General features: G+C 50.2%; 11 protein-coding genes. 8 read left to right on the top strand and 3 right to left on the bottom strand.

Translation table 11 applies throughout. The features are described 5' to 3' along the window. Positions 1-540 precede the first annotated feature (540 nt). The 5 genes from apcA (at position 541) to AC2215_RS16380 (ending at position 5,908) form a co-directional block, all read left to right on the top strand. The gene (gene apcA, locus AC2215_RS16360; RefSeq protein ID WP_486811060.1) at positions 541-1,026 is read left to right on the top strand and encodes an allophycocyanin subunit alpha; all 486 of its coding nucleotides are present in this window, start codon (positions 541-543) and stop codon (positions 1,024-1,026) included. An 88-nt stretch (positions 1,027-1,114) separates the two neighbouring features. Continuing rightward, positions 1,115-1,600 (top strand): allophycocyanin subunit beta, encoded by a 486-nt coding sequence (apcB, locus tag AC2215_RS16365; protein WP_486811061.1) that lies wholly within the window; start codon positions 1,115-1,117, stop codon positions 1,598-1,600. A 515-nt stretch (positions 1,601-2,115) separates the two neighbouring features. Continuing rightward, on the top strand, positions 2,116-2,319 hold the full coding sequence (locus AC2215_RS16370) for a rod-capping linker protein CpcD domain-containing protein (RefSeq protein ID WP_486811062.1): 204 nt from the start codon (positions 2,116-2,118) through the stop codon (positions 2,317-2,319). Positions 2,320-2,621: 302 nt separating this feature from the next. Further along, positions 2,622-3,821 (top strand): FtsW/RodA/SpoVE family cell cycle protein, encoded by a 1,200-nt coding sequence (locus tag AC2215_RS16375; protein ID WP_486811063.1) that lies wholly within the window; start codon positions 2,622-2,624, stop codon positions 3,819-3,821. Positions 3,822-3,832: 11 nt separating this feature from the next. Then, the gene (locus AC2215_RS16380) at positions 3,833-5,908 is read left to right on the top strand and encodes a glycosyltransferase 61 family protein (RefSeq protein ID WP_486811064.1); all 2,076 of its coding nucleotides are present in this window, start codon (positions 3,833-3,835) and stop codon (positions 5,906-5,908) included. A 57-nt stretch (positions 5,909-5,965) separates the two neighbouring features. Here the strand turns inward: AC2215_RS16380 and AC2215_RS16385 are convergent, their stop codons facing one another. The 3 genes from AC2215_RS16385 to csaB all read right to left on the bottom strand — a co-directional run bounded on the left by AC2215_RS16385 (position 5,966) and on the right by csaB (position 12,585). Beyond that, positions 5,966-7,357 (bottom strand): malic enzyme-like NAD(P)-binding protein, encoded by a 1,392-nt coding sequence (locus AC2215_RS16385; RefSeq protein WP_486811081.1) that lies wholly within the window; start codon positions 7,355-7,357, stop codon positions 5,966-5,968. Positions 7,358-7,464: 107 nt separating this feature from the next. Further along, complete coding sequence (locus tag AC2215_RS16390) at positions 7,465-11,253, bottom strand: two-partner secretion domain-containing protein (protein ID WP_486811065.1); 3,789 nt, start codon at positions 11,251-11,253, stop codon at positions 7,465-7,467. A gap of 288 nt (positions 11,254-11,541) precedes the next feature. After that, entirely contained in the window at positions 11,542-12,585 is a 1,044-nt protein-coding gene (csaB, locus tag AC2215_RS16395; protein ID WP_486811066.1) for a polysaccharide pyruvyl transferase CsaB, read from the bottom strand. Positions 12,586-12,960: 375 nt separating this feature from the next. Here csaB and AC2215_RS16400 point away from each other — a divergent pair, with 375 nt between their 5' ends. From AC2215_RS16400 to AC2215_RS16410, 3 genes are all read left to right on the top strand, one after another. Then, entirely contained in the window at positions 12,961-13,266 is a 306-nt protein-coding gene (locus AC2215_RS16400) for a DUF2499 domain-containing protein (RefSeq protein WP_486811067.1), read from the top strand. A gap of 145 nt (positions 13,267-13,411) precedes the next feature. Next, entirely contained in the window at positions 13,412-13,708 is a 297-nt protein-coding gene (locus AC2215_RS16405) for a DUF3593 domain-containing protein (protein WP_486811082.1), read from the top strand. A 700-nt stretch (positions 13,709-14,408) separates the two neighbouring features. Next, entirely contained in the window at positions 14,409-15,461 is a 1,053-nt protein-coding gene (locus AC2215_RS16410) for a DnaJ C-terminal domain-containing protein (protein WP_486811068.1), read from the top strand. The last annotated feature ends 471 nt before the right edge of the window (positions 15,462-15,932 follow it).

A 15,932-nucleotide genomic window follows, 5' to 3' on the forward strand; every position in this document is an offset into this window, starting at 1 on the left:
GGGGTACACATCAAGAGTGCTGGGAAAGTTTCCATCGAGTGCGGCAGGAACTCGCAAAAGCCAAACTAAAATCCTGCCACTGGCAGATCCACGCAACGATGACCGAACGAACTTGAAATCAGTATGAGTTTGTATAACTATCGTATCCTTCTCCTTTCGGGGCGTAAAGGTCGGGAAACCTACCCTTCAACCGCCCATACTGAAGTATTCCCCTATTGGGTACTACAACGATCTCTTTAGAGGTTACGGAAATTACGTAGAGATCTTTGAGGTCGATTCTTATCGACCTGAATTTCACCGATTCGATGAGAGAATTCGATCGCCTCAAGTGTATGCAGACGAATTGTTTCAGAGTTTTGTTCCAGGAAAAATCGAGATCGGGAATCTGGGGGTCGATCCTGAGAGTAATGTTACAAAATATTAAGTTAAGACTTGAAATTTAAACGCCATGCAGGAGAATATCACTTGACTGCAAAATAAGGGAAAATCCCTAAAGTTACATACACGCGGTAAATTTTCCTTTCTGGAGAAAGTAAAATCATGAGTATTGTCACGAAATCGATCGTGAATGCCGATGCCGAGGCTCGTTACCTCAGCCCTGGTGAATTGGATCGGATTAAGGGTTTTGTTTCCACCGGCGAACAGCGCCTGCGGATCGCTCAAGTTTTAACCGATAGCCGCGAGCGGATCGTTAAAACGGCTGCCGACCAGCTCTTCCAGAAGCGCCCCGATGTTGTTTCTCCCGGTGGAAATGCCTACGGTGAAGAAATGACCGCCACCTGCTTGCGGGACATGGATTACTACCTACGTCTGATTACCTACGGTATCGTCGCAGGTGACGTCACCCCCATTGAAGAAATCGGAATCGTCGGCGTGCGCGAAATGTATCGCTCTTTGGGAACCTCCATCGATGCGGTTGCCGAAAGCGTTCGCTGCATGAAGTCCGTTGCCACCGGTTCGATGTCCGGTGAAGACGCTGCCGAAGCCGGTTCCTACTTCGACTACGTCATCGGTGCGATGCAATAAAGCATCCCATTTTTGAGAGTTTAGATTTTTAAAGAGATCTCAAATCTAAAGTCAAACTAGATTTAGCTAATTCTAAGGAAGCAAAATCATGCAAGACGCAATTACTGCCGTTATTAATGCCTCTGACGTTCAGGGTAAGTACCTGGATGGCAGCGCGATGGATAAGCTCAAAGGCTACTTCCAGAGCGGTCAACTGCGGGTTCGTGCCGCAACCACCATCAGCGCCAACGCTCCTACCATCGTTAAGGAAGCCGTTGCCAAGTCCTTGTTGTACTCCGATGTCACCCGTCCCGGTGGCAACATGTACACCACCCGTCGCTATGCTGCTTGCATCCGCGATATGGACTACTTCTTGCGCTACGCTACCTATGCGATGCTCGCAGGCGATCCTTCCATCCTCGACGAGCGCGTGCTCAACGGTTTGAAAGAAACCTATAACTCCCTGGGCGTGCCCATCGGAACCCTCGTCCAAGCCATCCAAGCGATGAAAGAAGTCACCGCTAGTTTGGTGGGTTCTGACGCCGGAAAAGAAATGGGTGTTTACTTCGACTACATCTGCTCGGGTCTGAGCTAACTCACCTGGGGCTAGTCAAAACAAAAAACCTGCAACTTCATTTGCGCGTGTTTTTTGCCTAAATTCAGGTCTGGGAAGTCCAGAGTGAGTGCTAGACCTTAAAGGCTTATCCATTCCAAAAGGTAAAGGGTAAGTTTGAACCGTCTAGTATTGACTCTTGACTCCCAGACTTTGATATAGATAAAAATTTACCCAACCTCTAGATAAGAGCGACCCTCGTCATTCGTAATCATTACCAAAGAATTACAAAAAGCGAGGCATCAAGCTCGATCGCAGCTTTTCCGATACACAATCGCCTTCGAGCTAAGGTGTGAAAAAGCTGAAAAAATTATTTTTAGGTGGTTCGCCACCGGTAGCCAAACAAAAATTAGAAAACAGCGGTAGACGAAATCCCATCCGCACTTTGTTGACCCTCGTTTTCGCTCGAGCTACCTCAAAAATATCCGCCGATCGCGACGGCGTATCGAATCACCCATAAAAACCAACGTTTTCCCACAGAACTAGGAGACAAACCCATGCGAATGTTCGAGATTACCGCCTGCGTTCCCAGTCAAACGCGCATCCGGACTCAGCGCGAGCTGCAAAACACTTACTTTACCAAGCTCGTCCCCTACGACAACTGGTTCCGCGAGCAACAACGCATCCAAAAAATGGGCGGCAAGATTGTCAACGTCAAGCTCGCAACGGGCAGACCGGGTGCTAACACCGGACTGGCTTAAAATACACTTCACAAAAAGTCATCCATTGTTTTGGGAGGTCGTCGCGACCTCTTTTTTTTGGCTGGCATTTGAAGATTGTCTTTGAAGGGTGGTTGATTAGACGTTTTGTCGGGTGGGCAGTTTTCAGTATGAGGGTGGCATTTTTACATTCGCCATCGAACTGCCCACCCATGCCGAGAACGGTTCGATTTTTGGCCAACAGTGCGATCGCCGAACTCAATATTACGACGAGCTGAGTGCCGATCTCGCGACCCCTGACTGGTATAGTCTAAATGACCTCGCTCGACCCAATTACAACGTTCATGTTCGCGAATCTACGTCGTATGGTTCCGTTTTTCGATGCTTCGATCTCAGATTGGGCATGGGAAGCGCGCGTACTGAGCTGGCTAACCGGTGTGTGGCTAGTGATGGGCTTAATTGTCTTATTTTCTGCATCCTACCCCACCGCAAGCCTAGAACATGGAGATGGATTGTATTACTTCAAACGCCAAGTGATTTGGGCGGCGGTCGGCTCGATCGGATTTTGGATTGCCGTGCGCACTCCCCTGCAATATTTACTGGGAGTGGCGCGTTGGTTTCTGTTTTTTATTTTTATTCTTCTGGGATTAATTTTAATTCCCGGTGTCGGCACCACCGTGAACGGGGCAACGCGCTGGATTTCGATCGGTCCGATTCCCATCCAACCCTCGGAACTGCTCAAACCCTTTCTGATTCTCCAAGGGGCGAAAATTTTCGGTCGCTGGAACCACCTGAGTCTTCAACGTCGTTTGGCGTGGTTGGGGATTTGGGGGGTCCTCTTGGTCAGCATTTTGTTGCAGCCGAACTTGAGTACGACGGGATTGTGCGGCATGATGCTGTGGTTGATGGCGATGGCTGCCGGACTGCCTTACAAGCAGCTGGGAGGAACGGCTTTGGGAGGCGTCCTCTTAGCGGGGATTAGCATCACCTTTAAGGAATACCAACGACGGCGAGTACTTTCCTTCCTCAATCCCTGGGCCGATCCCGATCGCGATGGATATCAGCTCGTTCAAAGTTTGCTGGCGGTCGGTTCGGGGGGCCCTTGGGGGACGGGATTCGGACTTTCCCAGCAAAAACTCTACTATCTCCCCATTCAACACAGCGATTTTATCTTTGCAGTTTTTGCCGAAGAGTTTGGCTTCATCGGCAGCTTGATGTTGTTTCTCTTACTCGCGGTTTATGGCACCCTGGCGTTGCGCGTTGCCCTCAAAGCCAAGTATCTCACCCATCAATTGGTGGCGATTGGGGTGATGGTGATTATGGTGGGGCAGTCGTTAGTCCATATTGGGGTGGTGACGGGTGCACTGCCGACAACGGGTTTGCCGTTGCCGCTGTTTAGTTCTGGGGGAAGTTCGACGATCGCTAGTTTGACGATCGCCGGTTTGTTGATTCGAGTGGCCCGCGAAAGCGGACAAGCGGAAGTGATTTCCTTTGAGGGATTTCGATCGAGCAAACGCAAACGCCGGCAAAAAAGCTCGTCTTAAGGGACGGATTTATGGAATTCAGGCAGCTTCAAGCCCAAGCCGATCGATGCTTCTTTGAAGAGGAATACGATCGGGCGATCGAACTTTACGAACGATGCATCGCCCAGCAACCCGATCGACTTGACGCTTATTGGTATCTGGGACTCATTTTCCTGATACGAGGGGAGGAAGAACGATGTCAGGAGGTTTGGTTTTCGGCGATGTGGTCTTCTGATGGGGTAGAGGGTGATGTTGGAGAATTATTAGAGATACTCAAGGTTGAAGGCGATCGCTTTTTGCAGTTGCATCAATTTGAGGTAGCCGAACGAATTTATCTCAAAATCCTCGAAATTGATGCTGAGTCCCCCCAAGCGTATTATGCTCTCGGACGGGCGATTGCCCAGCAAGGACGGTTCGATGAAGCGATCGAGTATTGGCAAACCACCACTCAACTCGACGCCGACTTTATTGAAGCCTACCGCCGTCAGGGGATTGTCTGGCAAAAGTTAGAGCAGTTTGAGGAGGCGATTTCTTGTTACCGTTATTTTTTAGAACGGGAAGCTGACCCTCAAGTTTGCTATAACTTAGGACTATGCTTGTTGAAAAGCCAGCGATTGGAGGATGCGATCGCGTATTTTGAAAAGGCGATCGAACTGGATGCCAACTTTGCCGATGCTTACAGCGATTTGGGCTATGTATGGCTTAAAAAGAGCGATCGCTATGCAGCTATTTCCGATTTTAGGCAGGCGATTTTATTGAACGCCGAGTTCGTTCTAGATTTATTGCGAGGACTTGAAACTCAAAGCAACCGCCATCGTTTTTTAGCTAGTCTGATTGAAGAAACTGATTTTGAGATCGTTAATCGCAACTTAGAACGCTTAATTTTAGAGTTTTCTCACACTCAGGACGATCGAATCGATGAGGTTGAACGAGTTGATTTAATTCCAACAGGATTTTATGAATCGAGTTTAGAATGGTCTAAATTCATTGAGTTAGATAGTTTAGAACCGACCTATCTCTCGAATTTACCCGAAAGTATTGTCAATCTAAAACCTCCAAAAGCCAACGAAGAATCGGTTCATTTTAGCTTTCGATTTCCAACTAAAATTTTTCTTCCTAGCTCATTTGTAGTAATGATTCCGGAAGGGCGGTATTGGATAAATGAAGCGCAAACACAAAGTGCAACAATTGCAGCCGATAATCGCTTTATCGCCGATATTTCTCCCGATTTTCCCATTCTCAGTCCCAATCACCCCGATAAGCATCCTAGCCAACACTCGATTTTATCAAACGAGGGATTAGAACCCGTTCGAGAAATTCAGGGAACGGTTGCGGTTTTATCCGGGCTTTTAAATAACGTTTATTTTCATTGGATGTTTGACGTTCTGCCGCGCATTGAGTTATTGCGCCGCAGCCCCATCAATTTAAACGATATCGATTTTTATTTAACGAGTTTTCAGCTTCCTTTTCAAAAAGAAACGCTGAAAATTATTGATATACCGGAAGATAAACGATTACCCATCGAGGAATGTTCTCATATTCGATCGCCCAAACTCATCGTGCCCTCATTTCCCGGTAGTATTTCCTGGATGCCGCAATGGACCTGCGATTTTTTAAAGAAACACTTTCTCGATGAAAGTGCGATCGATTCTTCCAATTTACCGAACAGAATTTATATTAGTCGAAAAAAATCAAAAATTAGACGAGTTCTTAACGAAGAAAAAATTATAGAACTCTTGAGAAAATTTGGATTTGTAAGCGTAACTCTCGAAGGGATGTCCGTGAGAGAACAGGCGGCAATGTTTGCCAATGCCGATGCGATCGTTGCCCCCCACGGTAGCGGATTGACGAATCTTGCTTTTTGTCGATCGACCACCAAAGTTATCGAGCTATTTTCGCCCAACTACGTGTATCACTGCTATTGGTTTATTAGCAATTTAGTCGGTGTGGAATATTATTATTTGCTAGGAGAAACGATTCCCGGATTTTACTTAAATAAGCTCATCTATCCGGGAGAGCAATCAGAAGATATTTGGATAAATTTGAATCGATTACGAGAGACGATCGCTTTTGCCGGAATTGATTCGATCGATTATATAGTTGGGTGAGTTGTTGTTTCTGGGGGAATCTTGAGACCGATTCCCCACTGGTTTAACCCCATTGATTTAACAACGAGCGATGCCTTCTTGACGGGCAGCCCGCTGAACCGCTGCCGACACCGCCGTTACCACCCGTTCGTCAAAGACCGATGGGATAACATGTTCGCGATCGAGTTTGGAGGGGGTAATCAACGAGGCGATCGCCCCAGCGGCTTCAAGGAACATACTGGTGGTGAGTTCTTTCGATCGGCAGTCGAGGGCCCCGCGAAAAATGCCCGGAAAGGCCAGCACGTTATTAATTTGATTGGCGTAGTCGCTGCGTCCGGTGGCCATCACCGCCACTTCGTCGTCTACCAGTTCCGGCTGGATTTCCGGAATCGGGTTCGCCATCGCCATCACGATCGGTTGGGCCGCCATCGATCGCACCATTTCCGGCGTCAGAACTCCTGGGGCACTCACCCCGATAAATACATCCGCATCCTGCATCGCGTCAGCTAAGGTTCCCGTTTCTGGGCAGGCAAATTCAAGTTTCTCGGGGGTGAGATTTTCTCGTTCTTTCGAGACGATGCCTTTGGAGTCGCACAGCAGCAAACTAGAAGCCCCGGCTTGGCGCAACAACCGGGCGATCGCGACCCCCGCAGCCCCCGCCCCGTTAATGACGATACGGATATCTTGCAGAGCCTTTTTCACCAGTTTCAGGGCATTAATCAAAGCGGCGAGCGTCACGATCGCCGTGCCGTGTTGGTCGTCGTGAAACACGGGAATATCAATTTCTTCCTTCAGGCGACGCTCGATTTCAAAGCAGCGGGGGGCGGCAATATCCTCTAAATTGACACCACCAAAAACTGGGGCGAGGCGTTTGACCGTTTCGACGATTTCATCCACATCCTGAGTATTCAAGCAGATGGGAAACGCATCGATGCCCGCAAACTCCTTAAACAGCATCGCCTTCCCTTCCATCACCGGCATCGCTGCCTCCGGACCGAGATTGCCCAACCCCAGCACCGCACTACCATCAGTAACGATCGCCACGGTATTGCCCTTCATCGTGAGGGTATGAACCAGTTCCGGATCGTTGGCGATCGCTTTGCTGATGCGACCCACACCGGGAGTGTAGGCCATCGCCAAATCCGATTGGTTCTTAATGTGGAGGGTACTTTCGACGCTGATTTTGCCGCCGCGATGGAGATTGAAGGTGCGATCGTAGACATCCAGGATTTTGATCTCCTCCAAGGCTTTCACCGCCGTAACGATCGTATCGGCGTGTTCCGTACTCGATGCATCAATGGTGATATCCCGCGTCGACACCTTCCGAGAGCGATCGATCAGATCGATTTGCCCCAAACTTCCCCCGACATCGGCGATCGCTTGAGTGACTTGGGCAAGCATTCCCGCCCGGTTGGGAAGTTGAAAGCGAATCGTGAGGCTGAAGCTAGGGTTGGGGGTCAAATCGGCCATGTCGGGTTCTGAGGTGGAGAATTGAATCAAAGAGTATGATAGCCGATGGTGCGGGGAGATGGGGAGACGGGGAGATGGGGAGATCGGGGGACGGGAGTTCGGAACCGTCAATTCGATCGTTCTCGATGCGATCGCACGTCCTCTACAGTCTGGCAATCCACTGCTGCGATTTCCGAGGAGTGGGGAGTGGCGGAGATCGGATTGGCTGTTAGAACCACTTGCCCTATTTCGTTGGTATACCAGCCTTGGGCTTCGATAAGGGGTTGGTGTTCCGTGGAAGTTGGAATTAAAGGGCGATCGCGCCTTTGTGACGATTCGATCGCCGATTCTGGCTCGTCCTCCACCCAATCAAGTTCCACTAGAGAACTACCCGGTAGGATATCGCGGGGATTGGGGGGCAAACCTCCCCGTCCGGTGATGTAGAATTCGCTCCCTTCGTAATCCTGACAACCTTGGGAAATCAGACTGGTGACATCGGTGGTTTCGAGATCCGGAACCTCTGCTGGATCGAACTCGATATCCCCTTCAATCGTCAAATCCCCCTCGGCGTTAATCAGGCTATCGTCGGACTGGAAGATGGCAATGCCCGAATTCGATCGATTCCGAGGACGGATGGTGATATTGCTACCCCCTTGGGGGTCGAAGGCATTGGTGAGAATTTGGCTTCTGTCAAGCAGTGCCAGGGTATCAGCACTGATGTCGATATTTCCCTCGAAGGTGGTTCCTGTTTCGCTTCCTGCCGCCGAGATGAGACTCTCGCCGAGGAGTTGGACGCTGCCCGAGTTCAAGTTGATACTGCCCCCTTGCCCGATTGCCGATGAGGCATTGAGGGCACCGCGATCGTCGAGACGGAGGACGGAGGATGTGATATTGATGTTACCGGGGATTCCGGCTTGACTGCTTAATTCTTCGAGATCTAATCCCAACAAGATTAAAGTAATTTGTAATGCTTGAAGATTTGGATTTTGTGAGTTTTGGGACGCAAAACGATTGAATTCTGAGATAATGTCTTCCGAAGTACTGCTCACATCAATTTCCCCCCCATCTCGGACTGTTAAGCGATCGGTTTCAACGTTCACATCTCCAGCATTACCAGCCGATCTAGTGATGGCGGTTAAAGTGCTCGGCTGTCCCTCGATAGATCTGCCATTCAGTTCCGCCGAACCAGCGCGGATCGTAATGTTTCCAGCATTACCTTCACCAAAACCCGATACCACGCCGACAATCGCGCCATCTCGCATTGTTAAGCGCTCTGTATCGAGAATAATATTTCCAGCATCGCCAGTTGAAAACGAGGTTCCTGCAAGAATGCTACTTGTTCCTCCAGTTTCAGGCGATGCTCCATTCAGCTCGATCGACTCCCTCGCAAGGATTGCAATGCTTCCTGCATTCCCCTGACTCACAACCGCTGCTACACCAATAGAGGCTCCATCTCGCATCATTAATCGCTCGGTTTCAATAGTCACATTTCCCGCATTACGACCAAAGAAAGCACTCGCTGCGGAGATGCTGCTAGCCAGCTCTCCATTTGATGAAACACCGATGAGTTGGATATCGTGCGCCCGTACCACGATGTTGCCGCCATCTCCCTGACTCAATACCGTTCCCACAGAGATTTGTGCCCCATCCCGCACTGTTAATCGATCTGTTTCGACGATCGCATCTCCCGCATTTCCCACGGCAAAAACATCAGTCGTACCTTGAGTGGTTGCGAAAAAAGCGCTGGGTTGAAATTGCAAATCCCCGTTGACTTCAACGGGTTCTGAGGAGGTACCGCTCAGTTCGATGTCCCGCGCTCGCACCTCAAGGATACCGCCGAAACCTTCACTGGATGAACCGACCGCGACCTGTGCCCCATCTCGAACCACGAAGCGATCGGTTTCAATGGTTACGCGACCGGCATCTCCAAACCCATTGGTGGCAGAGCCAATGAGGCTAGGCAAGCCATTTTCAGCCGTGCCGCTCAGTTCGATGTCCCGCGCTCGAATGGCAATACTACCCCCTTGACCTTCATTGAGGAAGCTATTCGTAAATCCAGGTATCGTAGTAAATAGCGATGTTGTAGCCGCCAAAATAGCGGCTCCATCTCGAACCGCTAATCGATCGGTCTCGATCTCAATATTCCCCGCATTGCCGTCACCCGTCGTTCCTGCCGCTAAACTGCTCCGTCTTTCATCCCCCTCTTCATCGATACGAACGCCTCTCAACTCAATATCATTAGCCCATATCTGCAAATTTCCACCCGCCCCATTTTCCTGAGTTTCCACGCTAATACTGCCGCCATCGAGAACCACGAGGCGATCGACTTCTAGGAGAATATTGCCGCTACTGCCATCACCTTGAGCTACCGCAGCGACAACGGCTCCATCTCGAACGACCAACTCTCGCGCCTGGATATCGATATTCCCCGCATCTCCTTCAATGCTCTCTCCAGTGGGATCGCCGATGTCGAAGCTGCTGCCGATGATTCCCCCTGGAATCCCCAAGACGGCATCGGGTTCGCCACCGGTGAGGTCGATAGTATCTGCGAGCACCGTCAAGGTTCCCCCATCTCCTTGAGCGCCCGTCCCCACCAAAATCGCCGAGCCATCACTCACGGTCAGTCGTCCCGTTTCAATTCGAGTATTGCCCGCATCTCCCGAAGCAAACGCCCCGGCCACTAACCCCGTGGGAAACAAGCGACCGGGAAAACTGCCGGTGAGGGAGATCGATTCGTCCGCGCGGATGGTTAAATTGCCCCCCGGTCCCGAACCGAGCGTTGCCACCCCCAAAACTGCCCCATCGCGCACAGAAAATCGATCGGTTTCAACGGTCATATTGCCGGCACTGCCGTCGCTCAATGTCGAGGTGACGATGAAACTGGGAAAGCTCAACTCCGTAGTGCTGCCCAATACATCCACTGACTCGGAGGCGCGAATGGTAACGCTTCCTCCCGGTTGGGAACCGAGATTATCGGCGCGAATTTGAGATCGATCGCTCTGGCTAAACTGCCGTCCTTGTATTTGAATATTGCCGCCGCCATCACCGCTAGTCGCGATCGCCGTTTGCTGGGACAGGGTAATATCCCCGAAGTTCTCCACATCCTCGTATCCCAGGGTAATTCCCGCCGCAGTTGGGGTGAGGCGAACCATGCCGTTGCTGCCCACGCTGCCGAGTTCCACCCGTCCGGCGGGGGCTTTAAGCAATCCCCCCGTCAGGGTGACATTTCCTCCCACGAACCCCAAAGTTCGACCCGGTCGGACTTGCAATCCCGCAGGATTCGCGAAAAATTCTGTGAGGAAAGTAATCTCGTTATTCACGACGGTGGGAATATCCGTCAAACCATCCACATTTGCCAGCGGTCGATTCAAACCCGTGCCCCGTACTTCAATTCCCCCCGGATTCGCCCCAAACTGCAAACCGATGGGAACGTTAACGGTTAACAATGGTGGCGTATCGGGATGAGTCGCACTAAACTCGTAGCCATCGGGGAACAGAAGCCCCTCAGCAGTACTGGCAAAAAACGAACCCCCCACATCCAACCGCACATCGGGACCGAAAACAATGCCGCTGGGATTGACTAAAAATAAGTTGGCATCCCCCAAAACCCCCAAAGTGCCGAAAATATTTGAGGGATTACCTCCGGTGACGCGGGTGAGAATATTTTCAATAGCGGCGGGATTGCTGAAAAACGCTCCTCGTCCGGCATCGATATTGAACTCTTGGAAACTGTGGAAGAGGTTGCTCCCGCGAACTGCACCGCCATCGATGCGATCGCTCAACCCATCCAAGGGCACAACGATCGAACTTTCAGTTCCCAACGAACCATCGGGAATAATCTGAGCGATCGCCTTTTGAGAAATCGAGAGAAGGACGAGCGGGGTAACCGCAATGATAGAGAATTTGAAGACGCACATTTTCAGCAAGCCACAATAAAAACCGAACGGCTCGAACAATAGCTCAAACCCAAAATCTGAGTCGATTTAATACATTCAAAACATCATATAGTTTGTTCTTGCGCCGATTCAAGAAAACATCTCCCGCTCGACTCTACTGTCGAAGGTTGAACTTGTAAAACATCGAATAGATCCCATGACTGACCCATTCCAACGTCGGGCGATCGGATTGAGAATTGGCGATCGGGTCAGCGATAATTTGGGGAAATGCCATTTCTCGACTCAACGACGTTCGCTTAACTTAATCGCTTACCCTAACGTTTGATGTAACAATTCCCGATGCATTAAAGCCCGATCGACTAAGGAATGAATGCGATCGCCCGATAGCGGCATCCCATTGGCATAATGTTCGATCCAAGCCTTGGAAATCATATTGGCATCTTCGGGCAGTTCGTCAATTTCCCATCCCGGCATTTCCAACTCCGCCATCAGTTGTGTCACTTTGGGATCGTAGCTAATGGCATGACAGCGACATTCCGCAGAAGCGGCCATAATCAGGCTGTGGTAGCGCATGCCGATCGCCATTTCCACCCCCTGAAAAATTCCTTTTAACTCCCGAGGATCGTCCAAGGTATAAATATGACTCGGACCCGGTAGATCGGACTGGATTTTCCGGGCGATTTCCAGGTCTTGGCTGGCTTGAAACGGAACCAGTAAGATGCAGGTCGAGGTCGCTTTTTGAAAGTGGATTAAGGCGCGCTTCAGGGTCGCTAAGCGATCGGGGGTCAGTTGCGGATGCGATCGCAGCGTTACGGCAACTCGGGGGGCGGGCAAATCCCACAACCCCTTCACTGGAGAGGAATCTAGCGCCCAAACCGGATCGGGGGCGATGATGAAGGGCAAGTTCCACTGGTGGACGAGGGCTGCTGAGTTGCGATCGCGCACGCTAATGGCATCGCAGCCGGCAAAGGCGCGTCGGGCAACCTGGCGAGTCAGGGAACGCTTCAGGGGTCCGATTCCTTGCGCCCAGGCGATGGTGCGCAAACCCAGTTGCTGGGCAATTCCGATTAACCCCGTATAGTACACCGGACTCAGGGCGCTGGTGGCATCTTGCACCAAACTCCCCCCACCCCAAATAAAGACATCCGATTCCCGCAGCAGTTGAAATGCAGCGATCGATTTGCGAGGATAAGTACTCACTTGGTAGCGAGCGCGGGTTTGGGCGGGATTTCCCGATAAAACTACTGGCTGCACGCGATCGGGTAACATTTGCAGCAGCGAGGCGAGTAAGGCTTCGTCTCCTCCATTCCCCATGCCGTAGTACCCGCATAACACTGCTCGAATTTGCGCCATGACCTTACCCGCTCGAATTTTGAGCTATTTTGTGAGCTAATTTGCGTACAATACGTTTATTCGATATCTGGCACGCTGTCAACTCAATCTCCTTCTTACAAAGGGCGATCGAATCTTTGAAAAAATCTATCTCCACTTCGTTCCATTATCATCTGTCAGCAAAATATCCCTCGAATGCTTGTATCTTTACCCGGTTTTTATCGATCGATGGGTTTATTTTTTATTGCCTTTGGTTAAGGTTTAACGGATATCGGTGCCAATATTTTACTCTTCTGACACGCTCTTCAAGCTTTACATTTTTGATTCATCTAAACAATTGAGCTCGGACGACCCGTCACCTTCACACTTTTATTGAAATCACGCAATTCAAATTTCATGCACGCCCTTTCTATTCCCACCTGGATTATTCACGTTTCTAGCGTTATTGAGTGGATTGCCGCCATGTGGCTAATTTGGATCTATAGCGAAGTTACCCAAAATCGAGCCTGGCAGGGATTATCTTTTGCCATGATACCGGCATTGGTCAGTGCGATGTGTGCCTGTACCTGGCACTTTTTTGATAATCCCGAATCTCTCGAATGGCTGGTGACGCTGCAAGCCACAATGACCGTTGTGGGCAACTGTACCCTTTGTGCGGCAGCGTGGTGGATTTGGCGGCAGGCAACCCCGCGCAAATCGTAAAGTTTTCGTTCAAAATGGGACTGGAAACCTTTTCTCGAACATTCTCGTTCGATCGATAAAGCCCTAACCCAAGAAATTGCGATCGAACACGAGGCTAAACCCCATTTGTTTTAGTGCGATCGACCCCACGGATTCCCAATTCATGATGATTTCAAAAGAAACCTTATTTGCCGCTTCCCTATTTCCCTATCTCGGCTTTTTGTATTTCCTGACCAAATCCGGGAAAACACCTCGCTTGGCACTCATTGGATTTTATTTACTCCTATTATTTGTTGCCATCACCATTCCCGCCGGAATTTACGCCCAAGTTGCCTATGGAGAATCCTTAGCGAATATCGATTGGCTTCACGGAAGTGCCGAATTTTTCTTAACCCTGTCCAATATCTTCGTCGTCTTAGGCTTTCGGGAAGCGATTCTTCAGGGGAAACCTTCTCAAGAGTAGTGCTTTGGGGGATTTTGGAGGCATCGGAGGCTTCGGGGGAAACGGAGGCTTCGGAGGCAGGGGGAGAAAGATCGAAGATACGCTCATGTTGGATCGGAGTGTCTGTGCCCATCGTGGTGACAGCAATAACAGTACACAGTGGGAGCATCTTGCTCCCGTTTTCCCCAATTCCGCCGTTTTCCCCAGTTTCCCCAATTCCACCGTTTTCCCCAGTTTCCCCAATTCCACCGTTTTCCCCAGTTTCCCCAATTCCGCCGTTTCCCCCAGTTTCCCCAATTCCGCCGTTTTCCCCGTTTCCCCCAATTCCGCGTCACCGCGTCTTCCCCATCTCTCGTTTCCCCCATTTCCGAACTCCGCACTCCGAACTCCGAATTCTCAACTCCGAATTCCACCCCAGGTACGGCTATTGCCATTACAGCCAGAGGCAAGAACCGAACCCACGTTTGCTCTCCTCTGGGCTACTCTATAACTAAGTTAGCGTCATAGCGCTGCGCGAGCCGTTTATTGACACGATCGATGAAGCAGGCTTTTTCTATTCCCTCCGATCCCTTGCCCTGTTTCCGAATCAGTAGGAGTCAACGGCCGTTGACCCTGAGTTATAACGACAAAGCTCGCGAACTGCTATAACTTTTATAACTTTGAAGAAATCCGAAGAAAAATCCTAAACTAACTTGTAGTAACCCGCAGGACAAAAACGTTCATGGCTGCAACTGACTTTAAAGACTATTACACGATTCTGGGAGTGAGTAAGAGTGCTAGCGAGGCGGACATCAAAAAAGCCTTTCGCAAACTCGCGCGCAAGTATCACCCCGATATGAATCCTGGCAACCAGCAAGCCGAGTCGAAGTTTAAAGAAGTTAGCGAAGCCTACGAAGTTCTTTCCGATGCGGACAAGCGCAACAAATACGATCGTTTCGGTCAATATTGGAAGCAAGCCAGCAGCGCGGGTAGAAGTCCCGGAGGTCGCGCAGGTACGGATGTCGGCAACTTCGACTTCAGCCAGTACGACAACTTTGAAGAATTTATCAACGAGTTGCTGGGGAATTTCGGAACGCGGCAAACCAATAACAGTACGCGAAATCGCTGGTCTTATTCGACGAACGGTCAAAGTGGTAGTGGGTTTGGCGGGTTTGGCGGCTACGATGATTTCGCCAGCTACGCTAACGGTACGGCGAGAAACACCAAAAAGAAGAGTACCTCTGCAGCATCGGGGACATCACTCGATCGCGAAGCGACCCTCTCCCTTACCTTTTCGGAAGCCTTTCACGGCGTTCGCAAGCGTCTGAATTTGGGTAGCGAAACCATTGACGTGCGCATTCCTGCCGGTGCGAAGTCCGGCAGCCGAGTGCGAGTTAAAGGGAAAGGTAAGCGGGATGGCTACGGACGGCAAGGGGATTTGTACCTGAACGTGGAACTGCAATCCCACGCTTTTTTCCAATTTGAAGGGGATAACCTGGTCTGTGACGTTCCCATTGCTCCCGATGAAGCGGTGTTGGGGGCAAAAATCGACGTTCCGACCCCCGATGGCACGGTCACGGTGAACGTTCCGGCTGGGGTGAAATCCGGTCAGTCCCTGCGATTGCGCGGGAAAGGTTGGCCTCAACCGAAAAATGGCGGACGCAGCGATCAATTAGTTCGGCTGACCATCGTTCCCCCTAAATCTCCCAGTGCTGCGGAACGAGAATACTATCAGAAAATTCGCGACAGCCGCACCGTCGACCCTCGCAAAGACTTGCAACACATCAAGTTATAACCCACCTGGATGAGAACGATCGCGCGATTTCTCATCCCTCTTCGATCGGTGCGATTCTCAGTGAGAGCGCGCCCCATATTTTCACTGAGTTTCGATCGATAACTCTCCGACTGCGTTAACCTTCGTTGCATGGATTGACAACGAAAATTAACGGAGATAGAATACTTTATATATTTGACAAAAAAAGCGCTTTAATACAATCCCCTAATATCTTCTGTCAGACTCTAAAAAGTCCGATGTAGCCTTCTATAAGGGTTAACAGATCAGTGCATCTTCATCAAGAAATTGATTGCAGTTTAGGGGTTAACAGAAAGCTCGAGTTTCATCTCCCAGGCAAAAGATAGAGGAGTCTCGAGTAGCAGGGTGTAACCCGATCGTCCAATTTCCGATCGAACTCTCATTCTAAGTTAAAGCGCAAATTGATATTCTCTCGAGTTGGTGTTTTCCCAAGTAAAAAATCCAGGCAAAATG

It is taken from the genome of Zarconia sp. (genome assembly GCF_057467645.1).